At 70.5% G+C, this 24,617-nt stretch carries 40 protein-coding genes and 1 pseudogene; 5 read left to right on the top strand and 36 right to left on the bottom strand.

From position 1 onward, the window contains the following. The 12 genes from AB0D59_RS01220 to AB0D59_RS01165 form a co-directional block, all read right to left on the bottom strand. Complete coding sequence (locus AB0D59_RS01220; RefSeq protein WP_362559282.1) at positions 1-525, bottom strand: hypothetical protein; 525 nt, start codon at positions 523-525, stop codon at positions 1-3. 19 nt (positions 526-544) lie between these two features. Further along, positions 545-724, bottom strand: a complete 180-nt coding sequence (locus tag AB0D59_RS01215; protein WP_362559280.1) for a hypothetical protein — start codon at positions 722-724, stop codon at positions 545-547. A gap of 38 nt (positions 725-762) precedes the next feature. Beyond that, positions 763-1,158, bottom strand: coding sequence for a hypothetical protein (locus AB0D59_RS01210; RefSeq protein WP_362559278.1), 396 nt, complete (start codon positions 1,156-1,158; stop codon positions 763-765). Positions 1,159-1,336: 178 nt separating this feature from the next. Continuing rightward, entirely contained in the window at positions 1,337-1,726 is a 390-nt protein-coding gene (locus AB0D59_RS01205; RefSeq protein WP_362559277.1) for a hypothetical protein, read from the bottom strand. Between the two features lie 160 nt (positions 1,727-1,886). After that, positions 1,887-2,258, bottom strand: coding sequence for a hypothetical protein (locus tag AB0D59_RS01200; RefSeq protein WP_362559275.1), 372 nt, complete (start codon positions 2,256-2,258; stop codon positions 1,887-1,889). A 160-nt stretch (positions 2,259-2,418) separates the two neighbouring features. Continuing rightward, on the bottom strand, positions 2,419-2,634 hold the full coding sequence (locus tag AB0D59_RS01195) for a hypothetical protein (protein ID WP_362559272.1): 216 nt from the start codon (positions 2,632-2,634) through the stop codon (positions 2,419-2,421). A gap of 62 nt (positions 2,635-2,696) precedes the next feature. Next, positions 2,697-2,861, bottom strand: a complete 165-nt coding sequence (locus AB0D59_RS01190; RefSeq protein ID WP_362559269.1) for a hypothetical protein — start codon at positions 2,859-2,861, stop codon at positions 2,697-2,699. A gap of 143 nt (positions 2,862-3,004) precedes the next feature. Continuing rightward, entirely contained in the window at positions 3,005-3,595 is a 591-nt protein-coding gene (locus tag AB0D59_RS01185) for a hypothetical protein (RefSeq protein ID WP_362559268.1), read from the bottom strand. Continuing rightward, complete coding sequence (locus AB0D59_RS01180; RefSeq protein WP_362559266.1) at positions 3,592-4,101, bottom strand: hypothetical protein; 510 nt, start codon at positions 4,099-4,101, stop codon at positions 3,592-3,594. The genes AB0D59_RS01185 and AB0D59_RS01180 overlap by 4 nt, the downstream gene beginning before the upstream one ends. Then, positions 4,098-4,748: a hypothetical protein gene (locus tag AB0D59_RS01175; RefSeq protein WP_362559264.1), complete on the bottom strand. Its 651-nt coding sequence runs from the start codon at positions 4,746-4,748 to the stop codon at positions 4,098-4,100. Before AB0D59_RS01175 ends, AB0D59_RS01180 begins: the two co-directional genes overlap by 4 nt. Next, complete coding sequence (locus AB0D59_RS01170) at positions 4,745-5,899, bottom strand: DUF2637 domain-containing protein (RefSeq protein WP_362559262.1); 1,155 nt, start codon at positions 5,897-5,899, stop codon at positions 4,745-4,747. The genes AB0D59_RS01175 and AB0D59_RS01170 overlap by 4 nt, the downstream gene beginning before the upstream one ends. A 201-nt stretch (positions 5,900-6,100) precedes the next feature. Continuing rightward, positions 6,101-6,406, bottom strand: coding sequence for a hypothetical protein (locus tag AB0D59_RS01165; protein WP_362559260.1), 306 nt, complete (start codon positions 6,404-6,406; stop codon positions 6,101-6,103). A gap of 149 nt (positions 6,407-6,555) precedes the next feature. Here AB0D59_RS01165 and AB0D59_RS01160 point away from each other — a divergent pair, with 149 nt between their 5' ends. Then, positions 6,556-6,831, top strand: a complete 276-nt coding sequence (locus AB0D59_RS01160) for a hypothetical protein (RefSeq protein WP_362559257.1) — start codon at positions 6,556-6,558, stop codon at positions 6,829-6,831. Between the two features lie 84 nt (positions 6,832-6,915). Further along, on the top strand, positions 6,916-7,341 hold the full coding sequence (locus AB0D59_RS01155) for a DUF6233 domain-containing protein (protein WP_362559255.1): 426 nt from the start codon (positions 6,916-6,918) through the stop codon (positions 7,339-7,341). A 3-nt stretch (positions 7,342-7,344) separates the two neighbouring features. Here AB0D59_RS01155 and AB0D59_RS01150 read toward each other — a convergent pair whose 3' ends face one another. The 21 genes and pseudogenes from AB0D59_RS01150 to AB0D59_RS01050 all read right to left on the bottom strand — a co-directional run bounded on the left by AB0D59_RS01150 (position 7,345) and on the right by AB0D59_RS01050 (position 19,063). Next, the gene (locus AB0D59_RS01150; protein ID WP_362559254.1) at positions 7,345-8,022 is read right to left on the bottom strand and encodes a hypothetical protein; all 678 of its coding nucleotides are present in this window, start codon (positions 8,020-8,022) and stop codon (positions 7,345-7,347) included. Positions 8,023-8,374: 352 nt separating this feature from the next. Further along, a complete protein-coding gene (locus AB0D59_RS01145; RefSeq protein ID WP_362559252.1) occupies positions 8,375-8,989 on the bottom strand; it encodes a hypothetical protein in 615 nt (204 codons plus the stop codon). Next, complete coding sequence (locus AB0D59_RS01140; RefSeq protein WP_362559249.1) at positions 8,986-9,252, bottom strand: hypothetical protein; 267 nt, start codon at positions 9,250-9,252, stop codon at positions 8,986-8,988. Before AB0D59_RS01140 ends, AB0D59_RS01145 begins: the two co-directional genes overlap by 4 nt. Next, positions 9,249-9,734: a hypothetical protein gene (locus AB0D59_RS01135; RefSeq protein ID WP_362559248.1), complete on the bottom strand. Its 486-nt coding sequence runs from the start codon at positions 9,732-9,734 to the stop codon at positions 9,249-9,251. The genes AB0D59_RS01140 and AB0D59_RS01135 overlap by 4 nt, the downstream gene beginning before the upstream one ends. Beyond that, the gene (locus tag AB0D59_RS01130; RefSeq protein ID WP_362559247.1) at positions 9,731-9,946 is read right to left on the bottom strand and encodes a hypothetical protein; all 216 of its coding nucleotides are present in this window, start codon (positions 9,944-9,946) and stop codon (positions 9,731-9,733) included. Before AB0D59_RS01130 ends, AB0D59_RS01135 begins: the two co-directional genes overlap by 4 nt. Continuing rightward, positions 9,943-10,401 (bottom strand): histone-like nucleoid-structuring protein Lsr2, encoded by a 459-nt coding sequence (locus AB0D59_RS01125; protein WP_362559826.1) that lies wholly within the window; start codon positions 10,399-10,401, stop codon positions 9,943-9,945. Before AB0D59_RS01125 ends, AB0D59_RS01130 begins: the two co-directional genes overlap by 4 nt. Positions 10,402-10,596: 195 nt before the next feature. Further along, positions 10,597-10,788 (bottom strand): annotated as a pseudogene (locus tag AB0D59_RS01120) (WhiB family transcriptional regulator); the annotation flags it as partial. Next, entirely contained in the window at positions 10,785-11,144 is a 360-nt protein-coding gene (locus AB0D59_RS01115) for a hypothetical protein (RefSeq protein ID WP_362559245.1), read from the bottom strand. The pseudogene AB0D59_RS01120 and the gene AB0D59_RS01115, both read right to left, overlap by 4 nt. Continuing rightward, positions 11,144-12,973 (bottom strand): hypothetical protein, encoded by a 1,830-nt coding sequence (locus AB0D59_RS01110; protein WP_362559240.1) that lies wholly within the window; start codon positions 12,971-12,973, stop codon positions 11,144-11,146. The genes AB0D59_RS01115 and AB0D59_RS01110 overlap by 1 nt, the downstream gene beginning before the upstream one ends. 122 nt (positions 12,974-13,095) lie before the next feature. Then, a complete protein-coding gene (locus AB0D59_RS01105) occupies positions 13,096-13,584 on the bottom strand; it encodes a hypothetical protein (RefSeq protein ID WP_362559239.1) in 489 nt (162 codons plus the stop codon). Next, complete coding sequence (locus tag AB0D59_RS01100) at positions 13,581-13,781, bottom strand: hypothetical protein (protein ID WP_362559237.1); 201 nt, start codon at positions 13,779-13,781, stop codon at positions 13,581-13,583. Before AB0D59_RS01100 ends, AB0D59_RS01105 begins: the two co-directional genes overlap by 4 nt. Continuing rightward, positions 13,778-14,428, bottom strand: a complete 651-nt coding sequence (locus tag AB0D59_RS01095; protein ID WP_362559234.1) for a hypothetical protein — start codon at positions 14,426-14,428, stop codon at positions 13,778-13,780. Before AB0D59_RS01095 ends, AB0D59_RS01100 begins: the two co-directional genes overlap by 4 nt. After that, a complete protein-coding gene (locus AB0D59_RS01090) occupies positions 14,425-14,859 on the bottom strand; it encodes a hypothetical protein (protein WP_362559233.1) in 435 nt (144 codons plus the stop codon). The genes AB0D59_RS01095 and AB0D59_RS01090 overlap by 4 nt, the downstream gene beginning before the upstream one ends. Before the next feature lie 8 nt (positions 14,860-14,867). Further along, positions 14,868-15,185, bottom strand: a complete 318-nt coding sequence (locus AB0D59_RS01085) for a hypothetical protein (RefSeq protein ID WP_362559230.1) — start codon at positions 15,183-15,185, stop codon at positions 14,868-14,870. Between the two features lie 94 nt (positions 15,186-15,279). Next, on the bottom strand, positions 15,280-16,095 hold the full coding sequence (locus AB0D59_RS01080) for a DUF6195 family protein (RefSeq protein WP_362559228.1): 816 nt from the start codon (positions 16,093-16,095) through the stop codon (positions 15,280-15,282). Continuing rightward, positions 16,095-16,703 (bottom strand): hypothetical protein, encoded by a 609-nt coding sequence (locus tag AB0D59_RS01075; RefSeq protein ID WP_362559225.1) that lies wholly within the window; start codon positions 16,701-16,703, stop codon positions 16,095-16,097. Before AB0D59_RS01075 ends, AB0D59_RS01080 begins: the two co-directional genes overlap by 1 nt. A 1-nt stretch (position 16,704) precedes the next feature. Beyond that, positions 16,705-16,983, bottom strand: a complete 279-nt coding sequence (locus AB0D59_RS01070) for a hypothetical protein (RefSeq protein ID WP_362559224.1) — start codon at positions 16,981-16,983, stop codon at positions 16,705-16,707. After that, positions 16,980-17,567 (bottom strand): hypothetical protein, encoded by a 588-nt coding sequence (locus AB0D59_RS01065; RefSeq protein WP_362559221.1) that lies wholly within the window; start codon positions 17,565-17,567, stop codon positions 16,980-16,982. Before AB0D59_RS01065 ends, AB0D59_RS01070 begins: the two co-directional genes overlap by 4 nt. After that, positions 17,564-18,199, bottom strand: coding sequence for a hypothetical protein (locus AB0D59_RS01060; protein ID WP_362559218.1), 636 nt, complete (start codon positions 18,197-18,199; stop codon positions 17,564-17,566). The genes AB0D59_RS01065 and AB0D59_RS01060 overlap by 4 nt, the downstream gene beginning before the upstream one ends. A gap of 12 nt (positions 18,200-18,211) precedes the next feature. After that, a complete protein-coding gene (locus AB0D59_RS01055) occupies positions 18,212-18,544 on the bottom strand; it encodes a hypothetical protein (protein WP_362559215.1) in 333 nt (110 codons plus the stop codon). A 15-nt stretch (positions 18,545-18,559) separates the two neighbouring features. Beyond that, a complete protein-coding gene (locus AB0D59_RS01050) occupies positions 18,560-19,063 on the bottom strand; it encodes a hypothetical protein (RefSeq protein ID WP_362559212.1) in 504 nt (167 codons plus the stop codon). 232 nt (positions 19,064-19,295) lie between these two features. Between AB0D59_RS01050 and AB0D59_RS01045 the strand changes: the two genes are divergently transcribed. The 3 genes from AB0D59_RS01045 (at position 19,296) to AB0D59_RS01035 (ending at position 21,621) form a co-directional block, all read left to right on the top strand. Beyond that, positions 19,296-19,721 (top strand): helix-turn-helix transcriptional regulator, encoded by a 426-nt coding sequence (locus AB0D59_RS01045; RefSeq protein WP_362559210.1) that lies wholly within the window; start codon positions 19,296-19,298, stop codon positions 19,719-19,721. A 228-nt stretch (positions 19,722-19,949) separates the two neighbouring features. Beyond that, complete coding sequence (locus AB0D59_RS01040; protein WP_362559209.1) at positions 19,950-20,174, top strand: hypothetical protein; 225 nt, start codon at positions 19,950-19,952, stop codon at positions 20,172-20,174. Between the two features lie 16 nt (positions 20,175-20,190). Beyond that, complete coding sequence (locus AB0D59_RS01035) at positions 20,191-21,621, top strand: site-specific integrase (RefSeq protein WP_362559206.1); 1,431 nt, start codon at positions 20,191-20,193, stop codon at positions 21,619-21,621. Between the two features lie 259 nt (positions 21,622-21,880). Here AB0D59_RS01035 and AB0D59_RS01030 read toward each other — a convergent pair whose 3' ends face one another. The 3 genes from AB0D59_RS01030 to repSA are packed head-to-tail and all read right to left on the bottom strand — an operon-like array spanning position 21,881 to position 24,617. Then, complete coding sequence (locus tag AB0D59_RS01030) at positions 21,881-23,038, bottom strand: site-specific integrase (protein WP_362559204.1); 1,158 nt, start codon at positions 23,036-23,038, stop codon at positions 21,881-21,883. After that, positions 23,035-23,226 (bottom strand): helix-turn-helix domain-containing protein, encoded by a 192-nt coding sequence (locus AB0D59_RS01025; protein ID WP_362559202.1) that lies wholly within the window; start codon positions 23,224-23,226, stop codon positions 23,035-23,037. Before AB0D59_RS01025 ends, AB0D59_RS01030 begins: the two co-directional genes overlap by 4 nt. Continuing rightward, positions 23,223-24,617 (bottom strand): replication initiator protein RepSA, encoded by a 1,395-nt coding sequence (gene repSA, locus AB0D59_RS01020; protein WP_362559200.1) that lies wholly within the window; start codon positions 24,615-24,617, stop codon positions 23,223-23,225. The genes AB0D59_RS01025 and repSA overlap by 4 nt, the downstream gene beginning before the upstream one ends.

Raw genomic sequence — 24,617 nt, 5'->3', positions numbered from 1 at the left:
CTACCGGCGGAGAGGACCGGGCCGTGGCCCATAGATCTCCCTGAGCCGTTCAGCGATCGCCTCCTGAGCCGTTCCCAGACTGTGCTGAGCTTGCACTGCTGAGTCAGGCGCGTCGGAAGGAGCAGCTGGATCAACGGCCATGCCGTTGGCGTCGGAATGTGCCTTCATCACTTTGACACGTATGTCGGTATCGAGGACAAGCTTGGTCAGGCTGACCAGCTTGCGGTTCGCGTCCGCCAGCTCTCGACCAGACGCCTCCGTCTCGCCACCTGTTGTACGGGCTACACGAAACATGAGCGCTGCCGTATTGGCCTTGCTCAGTGTCTCGTAGACCTCTACGAGGTGCGTCAATTCGAACGACTCCCGGCGGTCCAGCCGCACGGTATCCCGCTCCAGTTGACGAAGAGCCTCTTCGCGTCGCAGCGCTGCTTCTTCTCTACGCTCTTCGCTTCGTTGGCTCAACCAGGCCCCGAGAACGAGAGTGATGACGGGGAGTACAGCGGTTATCGTCCACTTCCAGTCCACGGACCGGAGGGTACTGGTATCAGTCATCGTCCTCACTGAGAGTGACTACGACCTCCTGGATCTTCCTGCTGTACGACAGTTCCGCGGGGACGTTCCGGTCGCGGGGGACGCCAGCCTTGCGTGCCTCCTCGACGAACTGGGCGAGTTCGTCGAGGGCCATGTCCTTGGCTTCCCCGGTGACCCGGATGACGGTCGGCATGCAACCAGGATGACGTACCCGGTCCCGTCTGGGTGCGATCAGCTTTCCTTGCGCCGGTATCCGCGTCGGGTGGCCATGGCGGCCGTCGCGGTTTTGCCCTTCCACCGGTTCACGCCGTTGTCGGAGTCGTCTGGCTCGGGCCAGCGGCCCCGGGTGAGGTCGGCCCGGATGGTCCCGGCCGTGATGCCGATGCCCGCGTCCTCCAGCTGCTGCGCTGTGTACAGCCGCTCCGGTTCAAGGTCGACAGCCTGGCGCCGGATGTGCTCGCGGACGAACGTGTCGACGTCGGCAGCGGCGTACTCCTTGTACCGGCCGCGCTTGCCGACCGAGTCTGGCCAGTCGGCGTGCTGGGTCCAGGTCTTCGTGACGGTGTGGATGCCGACGCCGTAGTGCTCAGCGATCTCGGGAGCGATCATGCCCGGTCGGTCTAGCATGGTGACGGATTCTCCTTTGCGGAGTCTTCAACTGGTGGGGCCGACGCTCTCTCACCCCCGGGTGACCGGGGTAAGCGTCGGCCCCTTTTGCTGTGCTGTGAGAGCGGGCGGGGCGTGCCCGTTGGGAATCCCGGGAGGAGTGCCCGCCCCGCGCTGGCTGCGCGGGGCGGGCGGGGGTTTACGACTCGTCGGCGTCGTCTCCTTCGATCACTTCGATCCAGGTGACGACTCGGTTGATGGAGAACTCAACCGCGTCGAGCCGCCAGGGGGCGGGACCCGCGAGGCGGGTGATGACGAGCAGTTCGTAGGCGGTGAGCCAGTCGAGTACGAGGTGCTCGTACGCGCGCTGGGTCTTCACCTCGATCGGCTCGTCCTCGATGAGCTGGCGGACCCGGTTCAGGCTCAGCAGAGCCGTTGCGGGTCCGTCCTCCTCGCCTACCGGCTCGAAGTCCGGGATGGCGATGGGGAGGGGAAGGTCTGCGAGCAGCGCCTGGATGTAGACGTAGGCGCCGACGAGGCCTTCCATCAGCGTGACGAAGCGCTCCCTGTCGTTGTCGTGATCAGCCACGACTTCTCCTCTCTGGAATTTTCAACTGGCGTCAGATCCGGGGCTCTCACCCCCCGCCCTGACGTACCTAACTTTACAGCACTCACTTCTATGATTGCAACACCATGGGGCGAGGGAATGAGAGCGCCCCCCGGCTGGATGCCGGGGGGCGTGGGGTGGATCAGCCAGCGTTCGCCAGGAGCCAGACCAGCAGGAGCTTCAGCGCTTCGTCTGCGTACAGCAGGTTGGCGCCTACCCCTTCGGCCCGGGTGTCCTCGTACCTCGCGGCGCAGAGCGCGTAGAGGTCGATGGCGGCCAGGAGGTGGATGCAGCCGGTGTACAGCTGCGCCTCCTGCATCTCGCCCATCGGCTGATCCTTGGCCAAGGCGGCGGCCCGCTGGATCGCGGGCACCGCGTTGGTGGCGGGGATGTGCCGGTCGGTCGGCAGGGTGATCGGCACCGGGAGTGCCTCGCACACGTCGACCAGGAGCGAGTAGGTGGCGGAGATCGAGTGCGCGAGCGCGCTCATGACCTCGTCGTCACGGTCAGCCATTGGCTTCCCTCTCTGTGGAGTTTTCAACTGGCGTCAGGCCCGGGGCTCTCACCCCCCGCCCTGACATGTCTAACTTTACAACAGTCACTTCTAAGTTTGCAACACCCGTGGGAAAGGAAATGCCCCCCGGTCCGTACGGGCCGGAGGGCAGGGCCTCGCGCTACGCCCGGCGCCAGCCGGACAGCCGGTCGTCGTCGCCGACCTCGGCGGTCAGCACCTGACCCGGGAGCTCACCGACGGGGATGCCGGTGGCCTCGGCGATGACGGCGGCCGGGTAGCGCTCCGGTTCGGCGCGCTCGTCGGCCGGGACATCGGCGGCGACGACCTCGGCCTGGTCGCCGAAGAGCAGCAGGACCTGGACGCGGATCTCGGACATGTGGTGATCCTCTCGTGGTGCGGGACACAGCCCGCGGTCAGTGTGGCGTACGGGGCGGCGGGTCAGGTCAGCTGGCCGGTGGTGCTGCCGTTCTGCTCGTGCATCGCCCGGTCGGACTGAGCGGTGTACTGGTTGCGCTGCTCGGGGGTCCAGTCGGATACCTGCTTGGGCAGCTGCTTGACGAGCTTGTTGAGGGCCTTGGTCTCGGTCCCGGTGGTGGGTGCCATGCTGGCGGTCTCCTGTCATCTCGATGGTGGGAGGGACCGGGGCGGCCGGGATGCCTGGCAGCTGTCGGCCGCCCCGGAGCTTGCGGTAGATGGCCCGTAGACGGGCCGGTAGATGGCGGTAGATGAGCGGGTAGAAGCGCTGGTCACGCGGCGGTAGATGCCTCGGTAGACGGCTCCTCGGCGGCGCCCGGAGGAGAGGCCTCGAGATTCCGCCGGCGCACCCCCCAGGTGGGCGACCCGCCGACCTTGACGTTGCGGTCGTGGGGGATGCGGAGGAGGGCCAGACGGGCGCGCAGATCGGTGACCGTGCGGCCCTCCCACTGCCCCCGGTCCTGGAGGTGCGCGAGGACGGTGCGCAGGTGCACCGCGTCCGCGTCCCCCATCACGTCCAGCAGAAGCGTGCGTACGACCTCGGCCGGGGGTGGCCCGGGAACCTTCTCGGCGGGCTCGGCAGAGGCCTCGGTGACGGGCTTCCCTGCGCGCCATGAGACGAGCGTCCAGGCGGTGGCCAGCAGCCACATGAGGCTGGGCACGGCGCGGACGAGGCGGTACAGCAGGTACGCCCCGAGCATCAGGGCGGCCAGGCGTACCCAGCAGCCGAACGCTGCGCGCCAGCCGGTCAGGTCGTCGCGGCGGCCGCGCCGGACCCAGGCTGCAGCACGATCCCCGAGGCGGCGCAGGACGACGGCGGAACCGGTAGCGAGCCGCGCGGCGGTGCGGTTGAGGCGGCTCACAGGACACCTGACCCTTGCGCGGCGCCGATCACTGCGTCGCCGATTCCGTTGAGGAGTCCGGGGAGCCAGGACAGGGCGCCGGCCACGCCAGCCGTCAGCAGGAAGACGCTGCCGACGAAGGCCCCGCCCAGGATCCGCCGGCGGTCTTTCTTCCCGGCGTTCTTGTAGGTGAGGTAGATGACGAACACGACCAGGACGGCGACGACGGCGCCGGTCATGCCGAGGCCGACGAGCTGGCCGGTGGCGAGCCGGGTCCCGGTGTCGGTGCCGGCCGCGGCCGCGCCGACGGACTCTCCGGAGCCGTTGGCCACGGATCCGGAGCGGGCGTGGATCCAGCCGAGCGCGCCGCCGGGGCAGGCCGCGGCGCAGGCCGCCGCGAGGAAGCCCTGGCCGAACGCGGTGAGCTGCTTCATCTCGCGGCCGCCGGTGTACCAAGGGTGCAGGTTCGCGACCAGGACGAGGAGCGCGGCCAGCAGGCCGCCGACGGTGAGGGTGGTGCCGGTCATCGGGTGACTCCGGTGAGCAGGGTGAACGGGTCGAACCAGTTGAGGACTCCGAGGCCGCCGAGCAGGGCGGTGACGAGGAGGAAGCGCGGCACGGCCTTGCCGGTGTGCCGGTCCAGCCCCCAGGCCGCGGCGAGGGCGACGCCGGCGATGACGTACGCGGCGGGGACGCCGGCCTCGGCGCGGGCCTGGTGAAGGGTGTGCGCCCATATCCCGACCGGGCTACGGCCGTAGGCCCAAGGTGTGAGCGCGGCGAGGACGGCGAGGAGCATCCGCCAAGTGGCGACCGTGTCCCAGACGCGCTCCCACAGGCGCGGCGTCGGCTCCTCGGGAGCGACCAGGAGCACCTCGTGGACGTGCCGGACCTCGACGACCCGGGGAGGCTGCGGGTCCGGCTGGATCAGGAAGGGGACGGGCGTGGGCGGCACGGCCGGGGGCGGCGGAGGAGGCGGCGTCCGCCACGGCGGGACCTCGCCGGGCTCGGGCGCTCGAGCAGGCAGAGGCTTGCCGGCGGGGATGATGCGGGTCGGGGTGATGGGGTGTTCGGTCATGGTGATCGTCCTGTGGTGGGAGTGGCCGAGGGGGCGGGCGCCGAGCCGGGCCAGGAGGTAGCGCACGCGGCGCTCGTCGGGGCCTGGCTCGCGGCTCACGGGTAGAACCCCGTCCCGTCGCCGACCCGGGTCTTGGCCTCCTTGAGCCGTCGGCCCGCGGTGGCCTGGCTCACGCCGAGGAGCTGAGCCGCAGTGGTCTTGGTGAGCCGCTCGCCGGACTTGAGCCGGTGAGCCAGTTCGGTGATCTGCTGCTCTATCTCGCCGTCCGCTGAAGCACCGGGCTCACCGGTCGGCTCAGCGGTCGGCTCAGGTCGGCTCACGAGGATCGGCTCAGCCGGGCTCAGGACGGGCTCACGTGATCCCTGCTGGTCAGCGGCCGGTACGGGCAGCTTCACCAGGTCGACCAGCACCGGGTGCGACTCACCGCCGGTGACGTGGAGCGCGGTGACGACGGTCGTCTCATAGTCGACGGGCTCAGGCTCATCGGGCTCCGGCTCACGGCTCACGGAGGGCTGAGCCGGAGGCAGTTCGGGCGCAGCGGGCGCTGAGCCGGACGGCTCATGCTCGATGTCGAGGACCCCAGAGACCGGAGCCAATGCCCTTCCGTACTTCGTGAGCCGCAGCGCCATGACGGCCCCCACCGGGGCGTTGCGCCTCCAGCGCCGTCCGTACCGGGCACGCAGCCGGGCCCGCTCGACGAGCCGCTCCTGCTCCAGCTTGATCACTTGGTCGTAGGAGCGCAGCTCCCACAGCTTCATGCGCCGCCACAGCAGGAACGTGGGGATCGGGTCGAGGAGCCACCGGACCAGACGGACGGAGTCCATGTGCCGTCCGGCCGTGATGGCGGCGGTCCGGCCGATCGCGTGCCGGGCCGCCTCGACGACAACCACGAACAAGAGCGGGATCACCGCGTGCATGCCCATGGCGAGCGGATCGCCCGCTGCGGCGGCGCCGTTGAACGCGATGGTGGCGCAGGTGAGGAGCCACGCGGTGTGGCGGAGCAAGGCGAGCGGCATACGCAGCCACGTGAGAAGCAGGTCGAGCGCGAGCAGCACGAGGATGCCGGCGTCGATGCCGATCGGGAAGGCGAGGGCGAAGGTACCGAACCCCTTGGCCTCGGCCAGGGCGCGGACGGCGGCGTAGGAACCGACGAATCCGATGCCTGCGATCGCAGCGGCTCCGACGGCCACTGCGGTGATGATCCTGCGCTGCAAGGTGGTCAACTGGATGCCGCCGATGGGCGTCGGCATGAGGGTCCCTTCACGGGTGGGTGGCCGCCCCCGCCGGGGGATGTCGCGGGTGCGGCCGGTCTGAGGAGAGTCAGCTCGCGGGGTCGACCCAGGCGCCGCAGCGGCGGCACACGAGCTGCTGGCCGTCGCGCGTCATGGGCTGGCCGCAGCAGGTGGGTGGGGCCTCGGTCGACGCGGTCTGCTGGGGGCTGCGCCGGGACTTCACTGCGCGCCGGCGATCTCGCGGAGCTGTGCCGCGAAGTCGCGGCGGACGACCGAGGTACGGCCGGATACCTCGGGCACCGCTTCCTGGAGGGCGCGGGAGAGGACCGGGTCCATCGTCGTGGCCTGGATCAGCGCGAGGCGCCCGATCTCGCTGAGGTGCTGGTCGGCCCGGTTGCTGTCCAGGCGGTCGGCCATCTCACAGAGCATCGTGCGGACCTGGCTGTCGATGTGGGCCTGGCCGCGGCCGAAGCGGGGGCGGCTCGGAGGTACTGCGGGTAACGAACTCGGCTGGGTAGGCTCCATGCCGGACCTGCTCCTTGTGATCGCTGAGGACGGGTCCCCCCTCGCCCCGGAGTGCCAGCTCCGCATGGGGCGAGGGGTTTTCCGTTGTGCTGGATCCAAAGTAGCGACCCTGTTGCCACGTGGCAACAGGGTCAGACAGGATGGTGTCCATGGCCGAGGCCGAAGGAGGGCCGGACATGGTGTCGTTTCGCGAGCTGGCGCGCAGGCTCGTGGCTGATGGGATCGTCGAGACGATCTCTCATCAGCGGCTGTCGAAGATCTCGCGCGAGGATCCGGCGTTCCCGCCGGTCGTCAAGGTCGGCAGCTCGAACGCCGTGGACTACCGCCTGGCCGCTCCCTACTTCCGGAAGCGTGTCACGCGACCTGGGCGACGGACGGACCTCGAAGCACAGCAAGCCGAGCGTGAGTCCGGCGAGCGGCGATAGCCGCGGCGCGGGATAGGCCTCTCGGGAGGGGGCGGGCTCGTACGGCCGGGTGCTGGTGCGGGCCTCGCGCATAGAATCGAACGCATGAGCGAGATGTTGCCACCGGACCCCGCGCGCCTGCGCGTGATCCTCGCGCACCTCGACAAACAGATGGCCGACCACGAGACCCTCGGCGTCTACCTGCGGCTCCAGCGCGATGCCGTCCAGGCCGCGATCGCCCGCGCTGAACGGCGAGCCATCCCGCGCCCTGTGATCTCAGCCCCCAAGAGGCCGCCCGCTGCCGCCCGCGGCGAAGCTGACGGCCGCATGTCGACCCGCTTCATCGTCGAGCGACCCGCGAGCGCCTCGAAGGCCGCGCTCATCCACACCAGCGACTGCACCAAGGGATTCACGAGCAGCCGGCCCCTTGAGCCTGACCTTGCCCGCCAGGTGCTCGTGAACGACCCCGCAGGCTTCCAGGCGTGCGAGTTCTGCCGGCCGGACACCGAGCTGGGCATCGACGTTGCCTAGAGCTCAGGCTTCCAGGGCAGCCAGGGTGATGCGGGCTGCGAGGGCGAGCTCCTCCCGGGTGTACATGGACCCGCAGGTGCCGCACTCGGTGTACAGCTGGTGATCGGTCTCGACCAGGGCGAGGGAGTCGCAGCGCGGGCACGGCTGCGGGACCGCTCGCCGCCGAGGCCGCAAGCGGGTGGTGTCGCGGACGGCGCGCATCAGCTGGTCGAGCTCGTCGGCCATGTCGCCGGCCCACGGGCGGCGCGATGCCCAGGCGAGCGGCTTGGGCTTGGCCAGCCACAGCGCCAGGTCGTCGGGGGCGAGTGACACCGGGGGGTTCCAGCGGCGTTCCTCGGTGACGAGGCGGACCCAGGGGATGAGGACTCCGGCGATCGGGAGCTGCCCGTGCTGGTCTCCGCTGGGATCGCGTACCTCGCGCCAGGCCGCAGGGCCGAGGAGGTTGAGGACGTCGGCGCGGCCGGGCAGCGGGGCAGTGCGGTGGACGGCGCGACCGCCGGCCTGGCTGCCGGTGGTCTCACGCTGTCGGGACCCCTCAAGCACGGTGATCTGCAGGGGCAGTTCGCGGAGCCATGCGCCTATGCGGTCGACGCAGGGGTTGCACAGGACCTGGGCGACGGAGGTCTCGGTGTCGTTGAGGGGGCGGCTGCAGGCGGCGGCAGCGCAGAAGGTCGTGGTCACCGGGTGTCTCTCCTCGGGGTAGTGCGGGTGGGGCGGTGCCGGGCCGGTGTGGGGTGGCGGCCCGGCGGGGTTCACCAGGTGGGGGTGTCGCAGCAGTCGGCGATCCAGCCGGCCGGGATGTACATGCGGATCGGGGTGGTAGGGGCGTAGGGGGTGTGGCAGGCAGCGCAGGTGCCGGCGCGGACGGCGTGGAACCAGCGGCCCGTCGGCCGTGGCCCGCTCGAGGGCGGGCCGGGAAGGTCGAGGGGCCACGGCTCTTCGACCTGCTGGCCGGGCCGACGAGGGATCGGCGCGGCTGGCGGGCGGCAGTGGGCGCACATGCTGGGCTCGAGATCGGTGATCTCGCAGCGCGTTACCGGCGCGGCCGTGGGAGGCTCCGCATCGTGAGGGGCCGGGGCCCGTCGGGCTGCGGACTGGCCCAGTCGAACACCGAGTACGCGGTGATGAGCCCTGGTGCGTGTGGGAGTTCAACGGGTGGGCGTACGGGCTGGGCGATGGTGAGGCGGCCGTAGCCGTCGCCGATGCCGGCGTCCTCGAGGATCTGTTGCACCGTGTGGAAGTCGCGGTGGACGTGGGGTTCCCAGCGGCCGAGGTCGTCAGCCAGGCGGCGCAGGCGACGGTCCAGGCGGGCACGGTGATCGACGAACAGCGCGTCGAACATCGCACGCATGCTGCTGGTGACCTGGGCCGTGAGAGAGACCGCGGCACTCTTCCCGTACTGATAAGGCCACGCGAGGACGGCGGAACCGGCGGGATCCGCTGCGCCGTAGTCGATGCCGAGGACGACGTCGCTGGTGAAGCCAAGCGGCTGCCAGTTCACTGACCCGTCCGGGCGGATCCACACCTCCTGTGCACCATCCGGTATCAGGTGTGATGGGTATTGGTACACGGTGAGGTACTGGTCCTCGATGTGCTGGCGGTAGGCCTCCGCAGCTGTCGTGCTGGCGCCCACGATGGTGGCGCTCACGCGGGCACCTCGCCGTCGAGGGCGCGGATGGTGTCGCAGGGCCAGCTGGTGTCGTAGCCGACCCGCTGACCGTGTGCGCAGTAGACACAGGTGGTGCCGTGGCTCGCCTTCCGGTGCAGCGCCCGGACGCGAGCGACGGCGCGGCCGCCGCGCAGGACGTGGCGCAGGAGCAGGACGCCGGCGGCCGCGAAGCACACCAGCCCGAGGGCGAGACAGCCCACGGCGGCCAGGACGAGGAGGCCGGGCAGGGTGGGGAGAGTCATGACCGCGGCTCCCCAGTGGTGTTCGGCTGGCTCATGCTGCTGAGGGTCTCGGCGGCGCGCTGCGGGTCCGTGACAGGCAGCTGCTCGGCCGCCGCTTGCAGGGCCGCGAGCAGACCGCCAGAGCGGCGGTCGATCGCCTGGACCCACGCGACGATGACGGCGCCGAGCTGGACCAGCTCGGCGCGCAGGCGGGCCGGGTCCTCCTCGGCGAAGGCCTCGGCGGCCTCCTCGCCGGCGATGTCGAGCCAGGTGACGATGCCCATCTCGGCGTGCCGCTGGCAGGCGTTGCGTGCGGCGGTGGCCAGGTCGCGGGCCAACCACCCCGGCAGGATCTCTATCTCGGGGCCGGTGCCGTCGCGGTGGTTCTGCTCCCCCCACTGAGCGTCCTGTCGGTCACGTTCGGCGGCGAGCTCCTCGAGGACGCCGGCCAGGGTGTCACGACCGTCGACGACGGCGAGCTTGCTGTGTTCGGTGCTGCTCACTGGCTGATCTCCTGCTGATCGAGGGGGAGTTGCCCGTCAGTGGTGGGCACAGGGCGGGCGAGGATCGCTCGGATACGGGAGGGCTCGGCGCGGATCGCGGCGCGCTGGTCGGGGCGAAGCTTCCGCCAGCAGCGGCCGCCGATCTGGCGCGCGCGGGCGGCCGCGGACCGGATGGGTTGGTGGCACAGAGCGCACTCCACTGGCTCGCTCACGCCGTACCGCCGGTGGCCTCGCGCCAGGCGGCCATGACTGCCGCGGGTACGCGGCCGCGCGGCGGGCATTCGACGCCGTTGCTCTTCGCCCAGGTCCGGGCGGCGGCGGCCTCGGGGTCGCGCTTCTTCGGCTTCGCCTTGGGCGGGACCAGTTCGGTCTGCCGGGCATCGATCTCTGCGAGTCGCTGCTGCAGCCGCTCGCGCTCAGTGGTGAGCGCGCTCAGCTCGTGGTCCGCGTCGTACCGGGTCCGCAGGCCCGTGAGGGCGGTCCGCATGTGCGCGGCCGTGGCCAGTATGTCTTCGTCCGCGTGGCCTTCGGCCCACGTCAGGAGCTTGCCGATCGGCAGCCTGTCCGCGGGCCGCGGGCCGAGATCAGCGGAAGCGTCGGTGAGCGGGTCCGGCGCAGCGGGGATCAGTGTGGGGCCGGAAGGCTGGGGCTGAGGTGCTGTGGTCATAGAGATCTCCTGAGAGGTGAGGTGGAGCCCACTGCCGCTAGGGACCCGGCGGCTGCGCCTGACGACGGCGGGCGATGGTTCGTTCATGGCCGGCGCCTCGACCGGAGACGCGGGCAGGGGCATCTCGGCGAGGAGGGTCCGGAGCGTGCCGATCGCCACAACACGACCCGCAGGCAGTTCGGGCAGCGCCTCGCGCTGCTTACGGGTGAGGCCACCCCAGACACCCGCCGGCGCATCACTGTCGAGGGCGTCGTAGAGGCACTCGGCCCTCACCGAGCAGGTGCTGCAAACGCGCTGTGCAGCGACCGGGTTGGGCCGGTGGAAGAGGCCGCGACTGCTCTGCGAGCACGCGGCACGTGCCTGCCAGGACTGGTCCGGCGTGCTCACCGCACCCACCCGCCGGGCTGCTGACCCCACAGCGGGGGCTGCACCGTCGGCCTGCGGCGGGCCGGCCGCGACCGCGGCGCCTGCTGCGGGGCGCTGTTACCGGTGCAGCTGTTCCAGTGCGCGAGCGCCTTCCACTCCAGCAGCTCGGGCTCGGGCCGCTCGGCATCGAGCTCGCGGACGACCAGGCCGCCCGGCCCGTTGGTGTGCGCGGCCAGTCCGCCGGCGGGACTGGGCAGGGCGTTGAGCGGTACGCGTCGCCCGCGCTGCGGCCCGGCCCCCCAGGTCGCCCAGCGGATTGCCGCGCCGCACCTGGTGCAGGCGGTGACACCGCGGGTGGGGTGTGGAGTGGTGGGCATCAGCTGGTCTCCTCTCGGGGCTTCTCGGCGGCGGCAGTTCGGGCGCTGTGTGGCTGCGGGTGGCGGCGACCGCGGCCGGACTCGCAGGCCTGGCCCGGCTGGGCCGGGCAGCCGGGCTCGGGGCAGGCGATCGCCAGTGCTCCGGTCATCGGGGCCCTGCCGATCGCAGCTCGGAACCACGCGGGCATGTAGTCGTCAGGCATGGGCGCCTCCTCGATGGCGCGCGGGAACGGAGCGGCCGCCGGCGAAGGCGGTGCGGGGGGCAGTTCGGGGCCGTAGGCGGTGCGCAGCAGTTCGCCCGCACGGAGCACGCCGTACCGGTGCAGCGCGAGCTCCGGTCCGTACGCGGCCGCGGCCGCCAGGACCTCCTCGTCGGAGGCCTCGCTGCGCTCGCGGTACGTGGCCTTGGGCAGGTCCTTGCGGCGGCGGAGCTCGGTGAGGTCCTCCTGCCAGACGCGGGCGCGCCGCCACTCCTCGCGTGTGATCTGCCGTTTGTGGGCGCAGGTCTCGCACGGCTCGCCGGTCGGCCAGGTGGTGCCGTCCTCGCACAGCGGCAGCCCGCATCCGCCGGGGACGATGGCCACGGCCAGGAGCCATGCGCCGACGTCGCGGATTGTGTGGGCGTCGCGGTAGCGGGTGGCGATCCGGGCGGCCATCCGCTCGGGGGTCATCAGGTTCACCGCGGCGTCGTCGAGCTGGCGGCCGATCTCGCGGGCGACTCGGCGCAGCATGAACCTGCTGACGCTGTCGGTGAGCAGGTGCCGGACCGGCGCGAGGGCGGTGTGGATGCGCTGGGTCCAGCGCAGCTCGGGCCCGGTGTACGGCGGGTGGTCGGTGGCGGGGGTGGGGCGGGTCCCGCGCGAAGCGCGAGACGGGCTAGGCCGGAACGTGTCCGTCAGCTGGCCGCGAGAGTTTTCCACAGGAGCGGCGACCCACTCACGGTCACCTCGCCTACGGCGGGAAACCCCCACTGGGTTCGTCTCATCGGGTCGGTCAGTCTGGTGATCTTCCTTAGACGCGAGGGATCCGTCATGATCGCCCGGACCCGATCCGTCATAGACGTCCGGTGACGCGCCCTCCCACAGCGGGAGTTGCTCGGCGGCCTGGTCCTCGAGGACCTCAGCCGGGCCCGGGCCGGTTGCTGGCGCGGGGACGGCGCGCAACGGGTGCCGGCGGGCTTCGTAGGCGTGGCGGCCGCCCTCGCCCGCGCGGCGGTCGACGGTGAGCCAGGTGGTGTCCTCGAGCTCGTCGACCAGACGGCGCGCCTGCCGCTCTCCCAGGCACTGCCCGGCACGCTGGCCGGAGTGGTGGTGGAGCATCTCGCCGAGCTCGGCCGCGGTCACCGGGATACGGCGGGCGGTGGCATAGGCGAGCAGGGCGTACAGGCGCAGCAGGCGCGGGCTCAGCGTCTCGGCCGCGCGCACGGGGATGCGTACCCACAGCTCCTCGGCGGTGAGCGGGCGGGTGACCCGGTGGGCGGACTGGCCGCGGCCGCCGGGCAGGGTGCGCCGTACGGTCGGGACCTCGGTGATGCCGTCGACGGGGTCCGGGTTGCGCAGCGGCTTGAGTCCGCGTTCGACGGCGGACTTGGACATGCCGAGGTACTCGGAGAGCACCGCGACCTTGGCGGTGCAGCCCTCCGGGCGGAGGGAGAGCGCTGCGATCTTGACGTAGACAGCCAGGGCAGCGTCGCTGTACTGGCTGCCTACGACCAGGCGCAGGGGCACTTTCACGGTCATGCCGCCGTCGCGCGGGCGCGCCCCGGTAGCCGCGCAGTGCGGCTCGGGGTGCGGTGCAGCCTCGGCGGCTGCGAGCGCGACGGCGGACATCACGGTTCCTTCTGGAGGGAGTTGAGGCAGAGGGGGCCCCGCCCGCTTTGGGGAGCGGGCGGGGCAGTGGGGCATCCGCGGGCGTGGGGGACGCCCCGGGGCTGCGGATGCCGGGATGGTGGTCAGTCGGCGTGGTCGCGCTTCTGCCGGATCTGTTCGAGGGCCAGGGCTGGGATGCGGAGTTGAATGACCTCCTGGCCGGCAGTCGGGCCTGAGTGCAGTACCTGCTGGGTCAGCCATCCGCGCTGGGTGAGGATCTCGATGTGGACGAGGACCTGGCCGCGGGCCAGACCGGTCCCATATGCGAGCTGCTCGGGTGTGGGAACGTGCTTGATCAGGCCGGACTTGTAGTTCGCGTACGGCAGCAGCGTGAGAGCCACCAGGCGCGTCTCGGGGAGCATGCGGCTGAGCCGAATTCCCCGTTGGTACATCGCCCGCAGGACCTCGTCGCGGCGGAGCTTGCCGGGCGCGATCAGCGGGCTTGCAGCGGTCGGCGCGGCCGAGGGAGACGGCGCGGTGGTCGGTGCCGACAGCACGGGCGGGCGAGCGGCCGGCACCGGCCCGGGGCGCGGTCCGGGCTTGGGAACGGGGCGGGTAGCGGGTGACGTCATGACGCGTGGTCCTTGCTGTGCTCGGCGCCGGTGGGGGCGGCTGCCTTGGTGGTGCCAGGTGGGGTCTGGCGTTGGGCCGGCCAGGTGCTGGGGGCGTGCCGGTCGCACCACCAGCCGGACGTGTAGAGGCGGGCGTAGGTCAGGCTGTGGACCGGTGAGGCGAGCCACTCGCATGCGGGGGGCTTGGTCCTGCTCACTGGCGGTTGACCGCGGTGGTGAGCGTGTAGCGCAGGGCGGACTCGGCGAGGACGCCGTACGCGTACGCGGCGTCCGGCAGGCCGGCGGCGGCATCGATGGCGGCGTGCATCTCGGTGGCCTCGTGGTCGGCGATGTAGGCCTGTCGGCCGATGCCCTCGGCCTCGTAACCGGCGACGATGCACCGCTCGTACACGCGGCGGGCTGCCTCAACTGCGGGGCCCTGGGAGAAGCGGTCAAGGGACAGCGTGGGCATGTAGTCGTCGAAGTCGTAGGCGCTGTCGGCGGCGTCGACCTTGAGCAGGACATGGGCGGGCTGCTCCCCGGCCTGCACCGCGAGCACGGCCCAGTTGGCGCCGTGGGCGTAGGCCCGGGCGGCGTCCTCGTACAGCCGCTCGAGCTCGTGCCTGGTCTTGAGGTGGATGCTGCCGATCCGGCTGAGCGCGGCCAGGTGCGGCTCCTGCTCGCCGGAGAAGGCCGGACGTCCGCGCATGATCTTGCCGTCGTGGAGGCGGAGGCGGTCGAGGTCGTACTGGCCGTTGGTCAGGGCGGCGGCCCGGGCGGCAGCCTGGCACTCGCGTGCTGCGGCGCCGAGGGCGGACACGCTGTCCTCCAGGGTGTGCGTCCAAGGCAGGGCGGGCTTGGTCATGACGCTCCGATCGGGGTCCTGTGCAAGGAGGTGAGGGCATCGGCCCATGCGGCATCGGGGGCGGCCTCGGCGATGTGCTGTTCCCACAGGCCGACCAGGCCGTCGAGGGAGCGGGTGCGTGGGGTGCGGCCGATCGCGCGCCCGCAGTGGCAGGAGCCGACGAGGTCAGGGCCGACGAGCCGGATGGCCAGGGCGTGAGGAGTGTCCGCCGTCCCCGTGGATCCGGCGGTGGTGCTGCCGGCGGGGGTGTCCTTCTCCTCGGCCAGGGTCAGGGCGGTGTCGATCGCCTCGGCCAGCTGCGGCACCGTGGCCGTCCACCGCGGCTCGGTCGAGCGGGGGCCGAGGCCCTGGACCATCGGGCCGCGCAGCTCGTGGCCCACGATCGGACGCCGGAACCTGGGGTGGGTCAGCGCGGCGGCGATGGTGTCCATGCGGGAGGTCACCGGGCACCGCCCGGGCGCATGGGGATGGCACGCAGTTCGGCGCGGGTCCGGGCCAGCACGGTGCAGCGGCCCGGGCAGTACCAGTGCGTTCCCGTGCTGTCGGGGGCGGCGTTGCGTACCTGGACCATGCCGGCGACCGGCGGTCGCAGACCGACGACCGGGCTGCCGCAGCTGCGGGCGCTGCACACCTCGGACGGCGTCACGGACTCGGCCGGGCGGCTGGCGCCGACCAGGCCCTGGTTCCAGGCCTGCCGGGCCGCCAGCTGGCCCGGCGTGGTCTCGGGCAGGCACGGGCGCTGCGCGCGGGTCGGCATCAGCGCTCACCGCCCGCACCGATCAGCGCGGCCCAGACCACCATGGCGACGGCGGCCGCGAAGGCGACGGCCACCAGCAACTGCGCGGCAGGCATCACTGCTCACCGTCCTCGGCGGCCGGCTGCTGCTCGGCCAGCCAGGCAGCCGTCTCGTCGTCCGACAGCCGCGTGTAGCCGGCCAGCTGCACGGTGATGCCGTCGACGGTCGCGGTGGCGTTGGTCCGCCTCATCACGTATGAGTTCGCGTCGCCGGTGGTCTTGGTCACGGAGGCTGCGCCGAGGGACTGGGCCACCTTGGCGGCGGACTCGGCAGACGTGGCCCGCAGGTGCAGTTCGCTACTGCCGTCACCGTCCGCGTGGGTCCAGATCACGGCGGTGTCGATGCGCAAACTGGCCTTCGGGTACAGCGCCGTAAGACGAGCGGCGACCTGCTTCAAGAGGCTGGCCCGGCCCGGCAGGTCGGCGAGACACTCCAGCGGCTCGGCCACCCCTTGGGCCTGCTCCTGGTGCTGCGCATCCGACTGGTCAGCCATCTCAAGGAGCTGGCCCAGATGCGCGAGGCTGCTCACCTCGTTGACGGTGTGGCACCCGCAGGTCACGCACGTTGCCAGCAGGGCGAACGCCACCTCGGTGGGCTCGGTCATGCGGGAGTAGCGCAGGGCGAACGAGTGGTGGTGGCCGGGATCCAGGACGGCAGTGGCCTCCTCGGTGTCCTTGGGCGAACGGTCCCAGGGCGTGTAATCCCAGGACAGGACGTCGGCGGCCTCGCCCAGAATGTCGCGGGCGCAGCGGTGGGCGTCGGCGATGAACTCGCTGGCGGCCTTGGCCTCGTTCTCGGCGCGCTGGGCGTCGCTCTCGACAGTGCGGCCCGTGTAGGCGGCCCGGGCGGCGGCGATGAGGGACTGGGACATCAGACGGTCACCACCAGCGTGCGGACGGCGGGGAGTTCCGCGTCGGCGATCCAGGCGGCCGCGTCCTCGAGCTCGGCCAGGCCGTTGGAGGAGTACCGCCAGCGCAGGGTGGAGACCTGGTGGGCGCCGTCCGGGTCGGGAACGGCGGCAGCGATCCACAGCGGGTTGCCGGAGGCGTCGCGGTAGCGGGTGATGATCCCGTACAGGGTGGCCTCGGTGACCGTGGCGGCCTGGCGTGTGACCAGGTACTGATGCGGGTCACCGCCCGGAATGGCGGGGCGGCCGGGCCACAGCCACACCTCGCCGATCCGGCGGGGCGGCTGGCCCCACCCGGTCACCGAGGTGTGGGCCATGGCCTGGCCCAGGCCCTCAGCCGAGATGGTGTGGACGGTGTCGCAGTCGCGGCACAGCAACCGCAGCCGGACCCGGCCGAACGTGGTCGCGTGGGTGCAGGCACCGTTCGTGCAACCGTGCGGCTCGGTGCTGCCGGCGAGGGGACGGACACCCTCCTCGTGCAGTACCTCGGCGTCGTCCCAGACCGGGGTCGGACAGCCGACGGCGTGCGCGAGCGGGTTCCACCCGAAGTAGGTGTTCTCGATCAGTTCCATCTCAGGCTGCGTCCTTGCTGTGGCGCGCGCGGTAGGGCTGTACGCGGGTGAGGGGCAGGGTGTCGGCGAAGGCCGGAGCGGCGGCGTGCCGCGGACGGCGCTGCGGAGCGCGGGCGGGAAGGGAGGGCGGCGGCGCGGCCGGGGCCTTCCGGGTGGCCGAGTAGTCCGGCAGCGGCGGCCCGTCGAGGGCGAGCTTGAGCAGGCCCAGCAGGACCGTGCTCGAGCCCAGGCCGATGCCCGCGCCGGTCAGCCACTGGGCGGTGGTCAGAGGCCCGGTCATGGCGCGGCCGGCGCGAGCAGGCAGACCAGCTCGGCCACGGCGCGGTCGGCGTACAGCGCCGCGACACCGTCGCCGCGCAGGTGCACCGTCGCACCGTCCTTGAGGCCGGTGGCGGTCATCGCCGTGCCGTCGACCTTGACCGTGGCGGGGTCGATGCCGAACTGACCCAGCCACCAGCGCCAGGCGTCCAGCGACCGCGGGTCCACGGTGATACCGATCGTGTACGCGTCGGTGATCTCGACGCCGGTGACGTCCGGCTGACGAGCGACCTTGGCCTGGACGGTGCCAGCCGGAGAGTCGAGGTCGACGTCCAGGCTGATGCGCGTGGTGCAGCCAGCCCAGGTCGACACCTCGAACTCGCCGTCACTGTCGGCGACCACGTTCGGGTCGGCGACCGCGTACCGGACCGGGCTGTCGTCGGTCGTGCCGGTGACGGCCTCGGCTATCAGTGCCCGTACCGGTCCGGTCAACTCGAGCGCCAGGGCCTCGAGCTGGGCGGCGGTCAGCGGCAAGTCGAGGAGGCCGACAGCCATCTGCAGGGCGGAGTGCAGCTTGTGCGGGACGTGCCGCAGGTCCTGGGTCACTCCCCACCGTCCGAGACCTCGGCGGTGTAGGTCATGGCCTGCAGCTCCTCCGCGGTGGTGCAGGCGCTGCAGAGGTCGACCATTTGTCGATTGGGCACCCAGTGGCAGCCGCCCTCGCAGGCGGCGGCCTCGGTGCAGCCGCAGCGCACGCAGCGGGCGACGTCCTCGGTGTACAGGCCGTCCGTGGCCAGCGACGGGACCGGAGTGACGGCGGGCACCATGGCCAGCACGCTGGCCCCAAGCGCGACCGGCGCCACCGTGGCGGGGGGCTCGGGCAGTGGTGCGCGCTGGCCCTCGAGCCTCGCGGCCTGTGAGGGGGAGACCATCGCGCTGCCGCGGACTTCGATGCCCTCGATGCGGGCGATGGCGTCCAGGAAAACGCCGAAGGCGGTGTCGGCGCGGGTCACCGGCACGTCGGCGAGGGCGGCGAACGCCAAGAGGCCTTCGCCACGGGTCTCCCGGAATTTCAGGTGGGCTCGGTAGCCCTTCGGGAAGTCCTCCTCGATCTCGAGGGCGAACGGCCGCTGGTCGGTGCCGAGAGGGGCGACGACCGCGCCGGCCACAGCGAGAGCGTGGTCGAATGCGTCTCTCGGGGGTGCGATGTCGGTGAAGGGCTCGATAGCCTGTTCCACGTGATCCTCATTTCAGAGTGGTGAGGTGACGTCTCGAGCGGGGCCGTACGGACGGGCAGGTCCGGACGGCCCCGGTGTCGTTGGTGTGGATGCGGCGGCCTGGCGGATCGCTCGCAGGGTCTTGCTGGCGGCGCTGAACGCCCTGCGCTTCCGGCGGATGACGCCCTCGGTGTCGGTCGAGGTCACCTGGCTGTCGGTGACCAGCTGCTCGAGGACCGTGTCCGTCAGCTCCTTCGCGGTCTCCTTGCGCAGCTCAGCGAGTAGTTCGGCAGCCTCGTCGGGCCGGAGTGCACGGCCACGGGTCAGCGCCTGGTAGGCCCTCGCGTACGCGCTCGTCCGGGGCATGGCGGCTCTCTCACGTCAGGCGGCGGGTTGGCGGTGCTCCTGCAGCGCCTCCAGCACCGCGTGTGGGTCGAAGCGCCGAGACCGGCCGACGTAGAACAGCCCGGGCCAGGTCTCCCCTCGCGTTGCGGCCTGCCGGATCTGCTCGTCGATCCAGCTCGGCGACTTGCGTAGGAAGTCCGCCAGCTCGTGCTGCTTCATGAGCTGCGCAGGCAGCTGTCGACGCCGGCCGGGAATCTTCGATCTACGCGTATATGTAGATTCGGAGGTCAAAAAAATAGATGGTTCCTCGAAGAGGTCGCCGACCTGCTTGTTGAGAGCGGCGGCGATGAGGCCGGCGGCGTGGTCGCTGCACTCCTCGCGAGCCGTCTTGCCCTGGCCGGCGATGAAACCAACCAAGGCTCGAGATAGGCCCTCCCCTGTGGGGTCAACGCTCTTCGTCGCGGCGGCGAGGTGGCTGATGTCCAGCTCGGCCGCCTTCATCGCGGCCCGCAGCGGAGCACCGTTTTCCAGTCGTCGCATGGTGAAACCTCCGGCCGATGGCCGAATCGGTGGGTCTCCAGGTCGCTCCGACCTGGCGATCTACAATCTACGTGTAGACGCATATCGCGTCAAGGGAGGTGCGGGCAGGGGTTCTGATGCGCTGGAACGGGGCGAGCGGGGGCGTTGTAGACCGACAACTGCAACGTCAAATACGGGTCACCCATCTCCGATCTACTTGCACATGTAGACCGGGATGCCCGATCCTCTGGTTGTGACCAGCCAGCAGAACCACCCCGGCGAGCAAGGCCCCGCCGAGGCTTCCGCCTCGCAGGGCGAGGACCTGGCGGCCCTACTCAATCGCCTTGTCGCGGAGAAGCCGGACAAGACTCCGAAGGATCTGGCGACTGAGGCCGGCATCTCCTATCCGACGCTCAATGCGTGGATGCGCCGCGCTCGGGGCACGTCCAGGGTCCAGCCAGACACCCTTCGCGCGCTCGTGCGTACGCTTCGCGACGACTGGGGGCTGTCGGTCACGCCCGCCGAGATGTTCGCGGCAGTTGGCCGGGCCGTACCCGGCGGCGCCGACGAGGAGCGCGAGGGGCGGCTGCTCAAGTTGTTCCGTCAGTTGCCCATCGACAGGCAGCGCGATGTTGTCAGGTATGCCGAGGCTCAGCTCACGGTGAGCCGTACCTCGTAGCTGAAAGTAAGGGTTGCCTAAGCGGGTCCGGCCTGTTTCTTTGTGGGGGGAAAGGGGGGATGGTCCGGATTTAGTTCACCGAAAAACAAACCGAGATCGAGTTATCGAAACGATCTCCACAAAATGTGCACACGTGGGTACCATCGGTCACCCGCTGTCCTCCCGTAGCGGATCATCAAGGGCTTCTGCGTAACCCGCTGGGGGACAGCTGTGTGCATCCGCATTGCCGTGGTCGAAGACCTCACGATCGCCGTTTGGGACCCGGACGAAGTCACCGTCTTCGTGGCCAGGGGCACCCACCCTCACGACCTGATCAGAGAACTCCACGCGATCCTTACGGTCGACCTCGGCGCACCTGACATCCCAGGCGCCGGCCTGCTCTGCTTCTGCGGTGAGCCAGTCGATCTGCCCTTCGCGCTCACCCCGGCCACCGCCGGCGCACCCACTCTCTGATCAGGAGTACACCCGCATGGTGCGCAAGAAGGCGGTTCTCGAGCCGTCCACCAACCCACGCCCGGTGCCGTCCGTGCGCTGCGGCTGCCCGACCTGCCAGCTGAAGAAGCCCGGGGACCGGCCAGCGATCGCCGAGCACGTCGGCTCGTGGGAGGCCCGCTACACGGACCCGGCCGGCAGGGACCGCAGCCGGACGAAGCCAACGCACGCCGAGGCGATCGCCTTCCTCGAGCAGACCCGCACAGAGATGCGGCAGCGGACGTGGATCGACCCCTCCCGAGGCGAGATCACCCTCTCCGCCTGGTGGCGTCTGTGGTGGCCGACCCAGACCAAGGGGGAGCCGAGGATCGAGCACTGGACACAGAGCCAGCTCCGGGACGAGGCAGCCTGGCGCAACCACATCGCGCCCACCTTCGCCAGCGTCCGGCTGTTCGAGATGGAGTGGCGAGAAACCCAGCTCTGGGTCAACGCCCTGCACGACGAGAACGGCGGCCCGCTCGCCGCCAGTTCGGTGACGAAGGTGTTCCAGGTCCTCGACCGCATGTTGGAGGACGCCCGCCGAGATCGCCGCATTCCGTTCAATCCGGCCGAGGGCGTCAAGCTGCCGACGATCAAGAAGAAGCACCCGGAGGACCGGCGGCCCCCGAGCTACGCGCAGCTCTGGTTGATCCGGCAGAGGCTCCCCGAGTACATGCATGCACTGTTGATCGTCGCCCAGGAGACCGGACTCCGCTTCCAGGAGCTGGCCGGACTCCGCTGGTGCAACGTCGACTTCGACGGCCGGCGCATCCACGTCCGCGAGGTCCTGGTGGAACCGCGGGGGAAGATCAAGCGCAAGGAGTACCCGAAGAGTGACGCCGGTCTGCGATCGGTGCCGCTCACCGGCCTCGCGGCCCGGGTACTGCGCGAGCTGTGGGCTGAGGAATCGGCCGAGGGCACCCCCTCCCGCGCGGTGTCCGAACCGAAGGACGGGCTCTGCGAGGAGGAGCTGGTGTTCCACGGCCGGAACAAGGTCCGGCGTGGAACCAAGGCGATCGACGGTGTGGGCGAGGCGTACCGGGCCCCCCTCCGGCGGTCCGCGTTCCGACGGCTCTGGACGGACGCCATCGAGAAGGCCGGCGTCGTGCGGAAGAAGGTGCGCACGGTCACGGTGGAGCAGGTCGACGAGAACACTGGCCGCCGTCGGCCGGTGAAGGTCGAACGTACGGACTGGTGGCCCGACTTCCACGACTGCCGGCATGCCTTCGCCTCCCGGCTGCACGCGCGCGGAGTGCCGGAGGTCATCACGCAGGAGATCCTCGGTCATGAACGGGCGGGCGAGGTGACGTGGATCTACACGCACGCGGCGGCCGACTATCCAGGGCAGGTATTGGCGGCCCTTGAGGACGGAAAGCCCGGCGTAAGGGCCCCGCGACAACGGAAATTGCGAGTCGTTCCGGCGGCCTGAGCTCTCCCGACCTATCCCGCCGCTCTCCCGGGAAAGCCGCATGCCGCACAGGGGTTGAGCAGGTACGGGCAGTGTAGACAGGTGTAGATGAGCCTGTGACCTGCACGTTCCCTGACCTGGGAAGATCGCTATTTAAGCGCTGATTCCTGATAAGGATGAGGCCACAGGTTCAAATCCTGTTAGCCCCACCAGCGAAAAGACCCCCGGATCATCGGTCCGGGGGTCTTTTGACACCAGCGCTTGACACCAACAGCGGCGATCAGCCGATGAGCGGATCTTCCAGCAGCTCAGCGAGCATCGCGACGGCCTCCCGCTCACTGTCGCCCACCACGTGCGTGTAGACGTCCATGGTCATGCTGATCTGGCTGTGCCGGAGGATCGCCTGTGCGACCTTGGGGTGCACCTTCAGGAAGGCGAGCAGGGTCCCGCAGGTGTGCCGGGCGAGCCGGACCGTGATGCGGCGGACGCCGGCGCGCTTCACGAGTCGCCCGAAGGTCCGCGAGAAGCCCACCGGATCGAGCATGCCGCCATGCTCGGACGAGAAGATCAGGTCTTGATCCGGCTCCTGTGTCCAGTGCTCACCGGCGATCTTCCGTTCCAGCTCTTGCAGCTCCCGCCGCTCTTCCAGGGCGCGGGCGCAGAACTCCGGCATGGGGAGCACCGCCTGTGACGATTCGGTCTTGAGATCCTTGAGGACCAGACCGACGCCCTTCTCCCGCTGCACCTGCTTGACCGGCGTGAACTGCCTCCCCTCGAAATCGACGTCCCGCCACCGCAGACCCAGCACCTCACTACGGCGGAGACCGATCACCAGGACGAGCACACAGGCCGCGTAGAGGCGGTGCGCACGAGCCGTACGGAGGAACGTGACCGCCTCGCGGGCGTTCCATGCCGTGCCCTTGTCCTTACTGACCTTGGGCATGTCGACCAGGAGAGCGACGTTGCGCGTCAGCAGCTCTTCGCGGATGGCCCGGTTGAGGGCGTTCCGGAGCACACGGAGCACCTCGAACCGCGTGGGCGCCGGCACCTTGTCTCGCTTCAATGTGGCCATGAAGGCGCGAACCTGGGCAGGGGTCAGCTTGACCAGCGACTTCTTACCGAGGTGCGGCATCAGGTACAGCCGGACCTTGGATTCGTACTTGACGTACGTGTTGTGCTCGGAGTCCGGCTCAACGATGTGCTCCAGCCAGTAGGCCAACCACTCCCCGAGCGACCAGGAGCGGGAGGGCACCGGGACGCCGTTGCGCTCTTGGTCCTGGAGCTTGCCGAGCTTCTCGTTGGCTTCGTCCCACGTGGTGCCGTACACGGTCTTCCGGACGCGGTTGCCGTCCGTGTCGGTGACGTACGCGCGGCCCATGTATCGGCCGTCCGCCCGCTTTGAGATCGTGCCGCCGCCGTTGGGGCGCCTCTTGGTCATCGGTCGCCCCGTTCGATCTGCCTGCGGATGAAGTCCCCGACCGAGTCAGCCGAGATGCGACGGCAGCCGTCGACTTTGATCGAGACCAGGCGGTGAGTACGGATCAGGTCGTAGACCTTGGTCCGGCCGACCTTGAGACTCGCCATGACCTCCGGCACGGTCAGCAGCTCGGGGACGGCTGTGGTCATGTGGCGGCTCCTTCCAGGTCGAGCAGGGCGGGTAGTTCCTCGCATGCGGTGTCGCGGTTGAGTTGGATCTCCCGGCGGATGTTCGCGGCGAGCCAGGATTCGCCGGGGGTGTGGCCGTGGCCGGCGTAGGTCCAGTGGGCGAGCGTGAACGTGGTTGCCTCCGTGTCGTCGGGATCAGACAGGCCGAGGGCTTCGCGTTGCTGGGCGGCGCGGTAGTCGGCGCGGGTCTGGCGGAGGGCTCCGAGGGTGGTGGAGTAGCGGCGGGACTTGGTGGAGAAGTGGCCGCGGAAGCCGAGCATGTGAGCCCAGTCGCGAAGCTTGCGGTCCGGGTAGAGGGCGTTCAGGTCGAGGCAGGCCTCAATCAGCCGGCGCGGGTGATCCGGGACGCCGAGAAGTACGAGGGCTTCCTTGTTGCCGATGCGGCGGTCGACCGTGCCGGTGGTCTCGGCTGCTTTGGTGGCGTACTTGGCGACGTAGGAGGCAACGGCAGCCTCGGTGATCTCCTCGCCGTGACCGAAGGCGCCGATCGGCTGTACGTCGAGCTGTGTGCCCCAGCGCAGCAGTCGGGCGGGCTGGTCTCCCGCGGGCGGTACGTCGACAGCGACGCGAGCGGCGGCGGCACGGATGGAGTCGGTGAGGACGTTGAGGGTGGCCCAGTCCGGCGGCGGGCTGTCTGGTCCGTCGGGTCCGTCGAAGCGGATCACGGCGTGGAAGTGGACGGCTCCACGCTTTTGGTACTCGGCGACCTTGCCGAAGGCCACCCGGGACTGTTCATGGGCGGCTTTCTGGGTGAGGCCGACGCGGCGGGCGATCTCACGGCGCAGGTAGATCGTGAAGTACCGCCACAGCTCGGAGGCGTGGTTGTTCCACAGCACGGCGCCCGCGTAGTCGTACGTGTCGTGGTCGAGCGGGGTGCCGAGTTCGAGGGCGTCCTCGCCGTGGCGGGTGCCGCAGCGGCAGGGCCGGGTGCCGGGCCGGTTGTGGACCGGGCCGAACGAGGGCGCGGTGAGGGTGGCGAAGACCCGGGGATGCTCCCGGATGGTCTCCGGGGTGCCCTTGGCAGGGTCGCCGACGAGGCCGGCGCGGATGAGGTGGTAGGTGTCTCCGGCGTAGGTCCAGGCGCAGGAGGGGCAGCGGGATGCGCGGCGGTTTCCGCACGCGATCCGCAGCCGTCCGCCGGGCTCGTTGTCGGTGTCGTAGCGGTGCAGGATCTGGCCGGTGGTGCGGTCGCGGGTGACGGTGGAGCCGTGCAGGTGGATCGGGTCGGAACAGCCGCCCGTACGCCGGATCTGGTCCTGTACGCGGTCGAAGCCGGCGGACCCGGCCAGCCTCAGCACGTCGGCGAGGGTGGCCGGGTCCCCCAGGCCCGCCAGAGTGGCGGTGTCGGTCAC

It is taken from the genome of Streptomyces sp. NPDC048417 (assembly GCF_040651615.1).
Taxonomy (GTDB): domain Bacteria; phylum Actinomycetota; class Actinomycetes; order Streptomycetales; family Streptomycetaceae; genus Streptomyces.
Note: the sequence above shows the minus strand (reverse complement) of the source record. Positions and strands in the feature narration are given on the sequence as shown.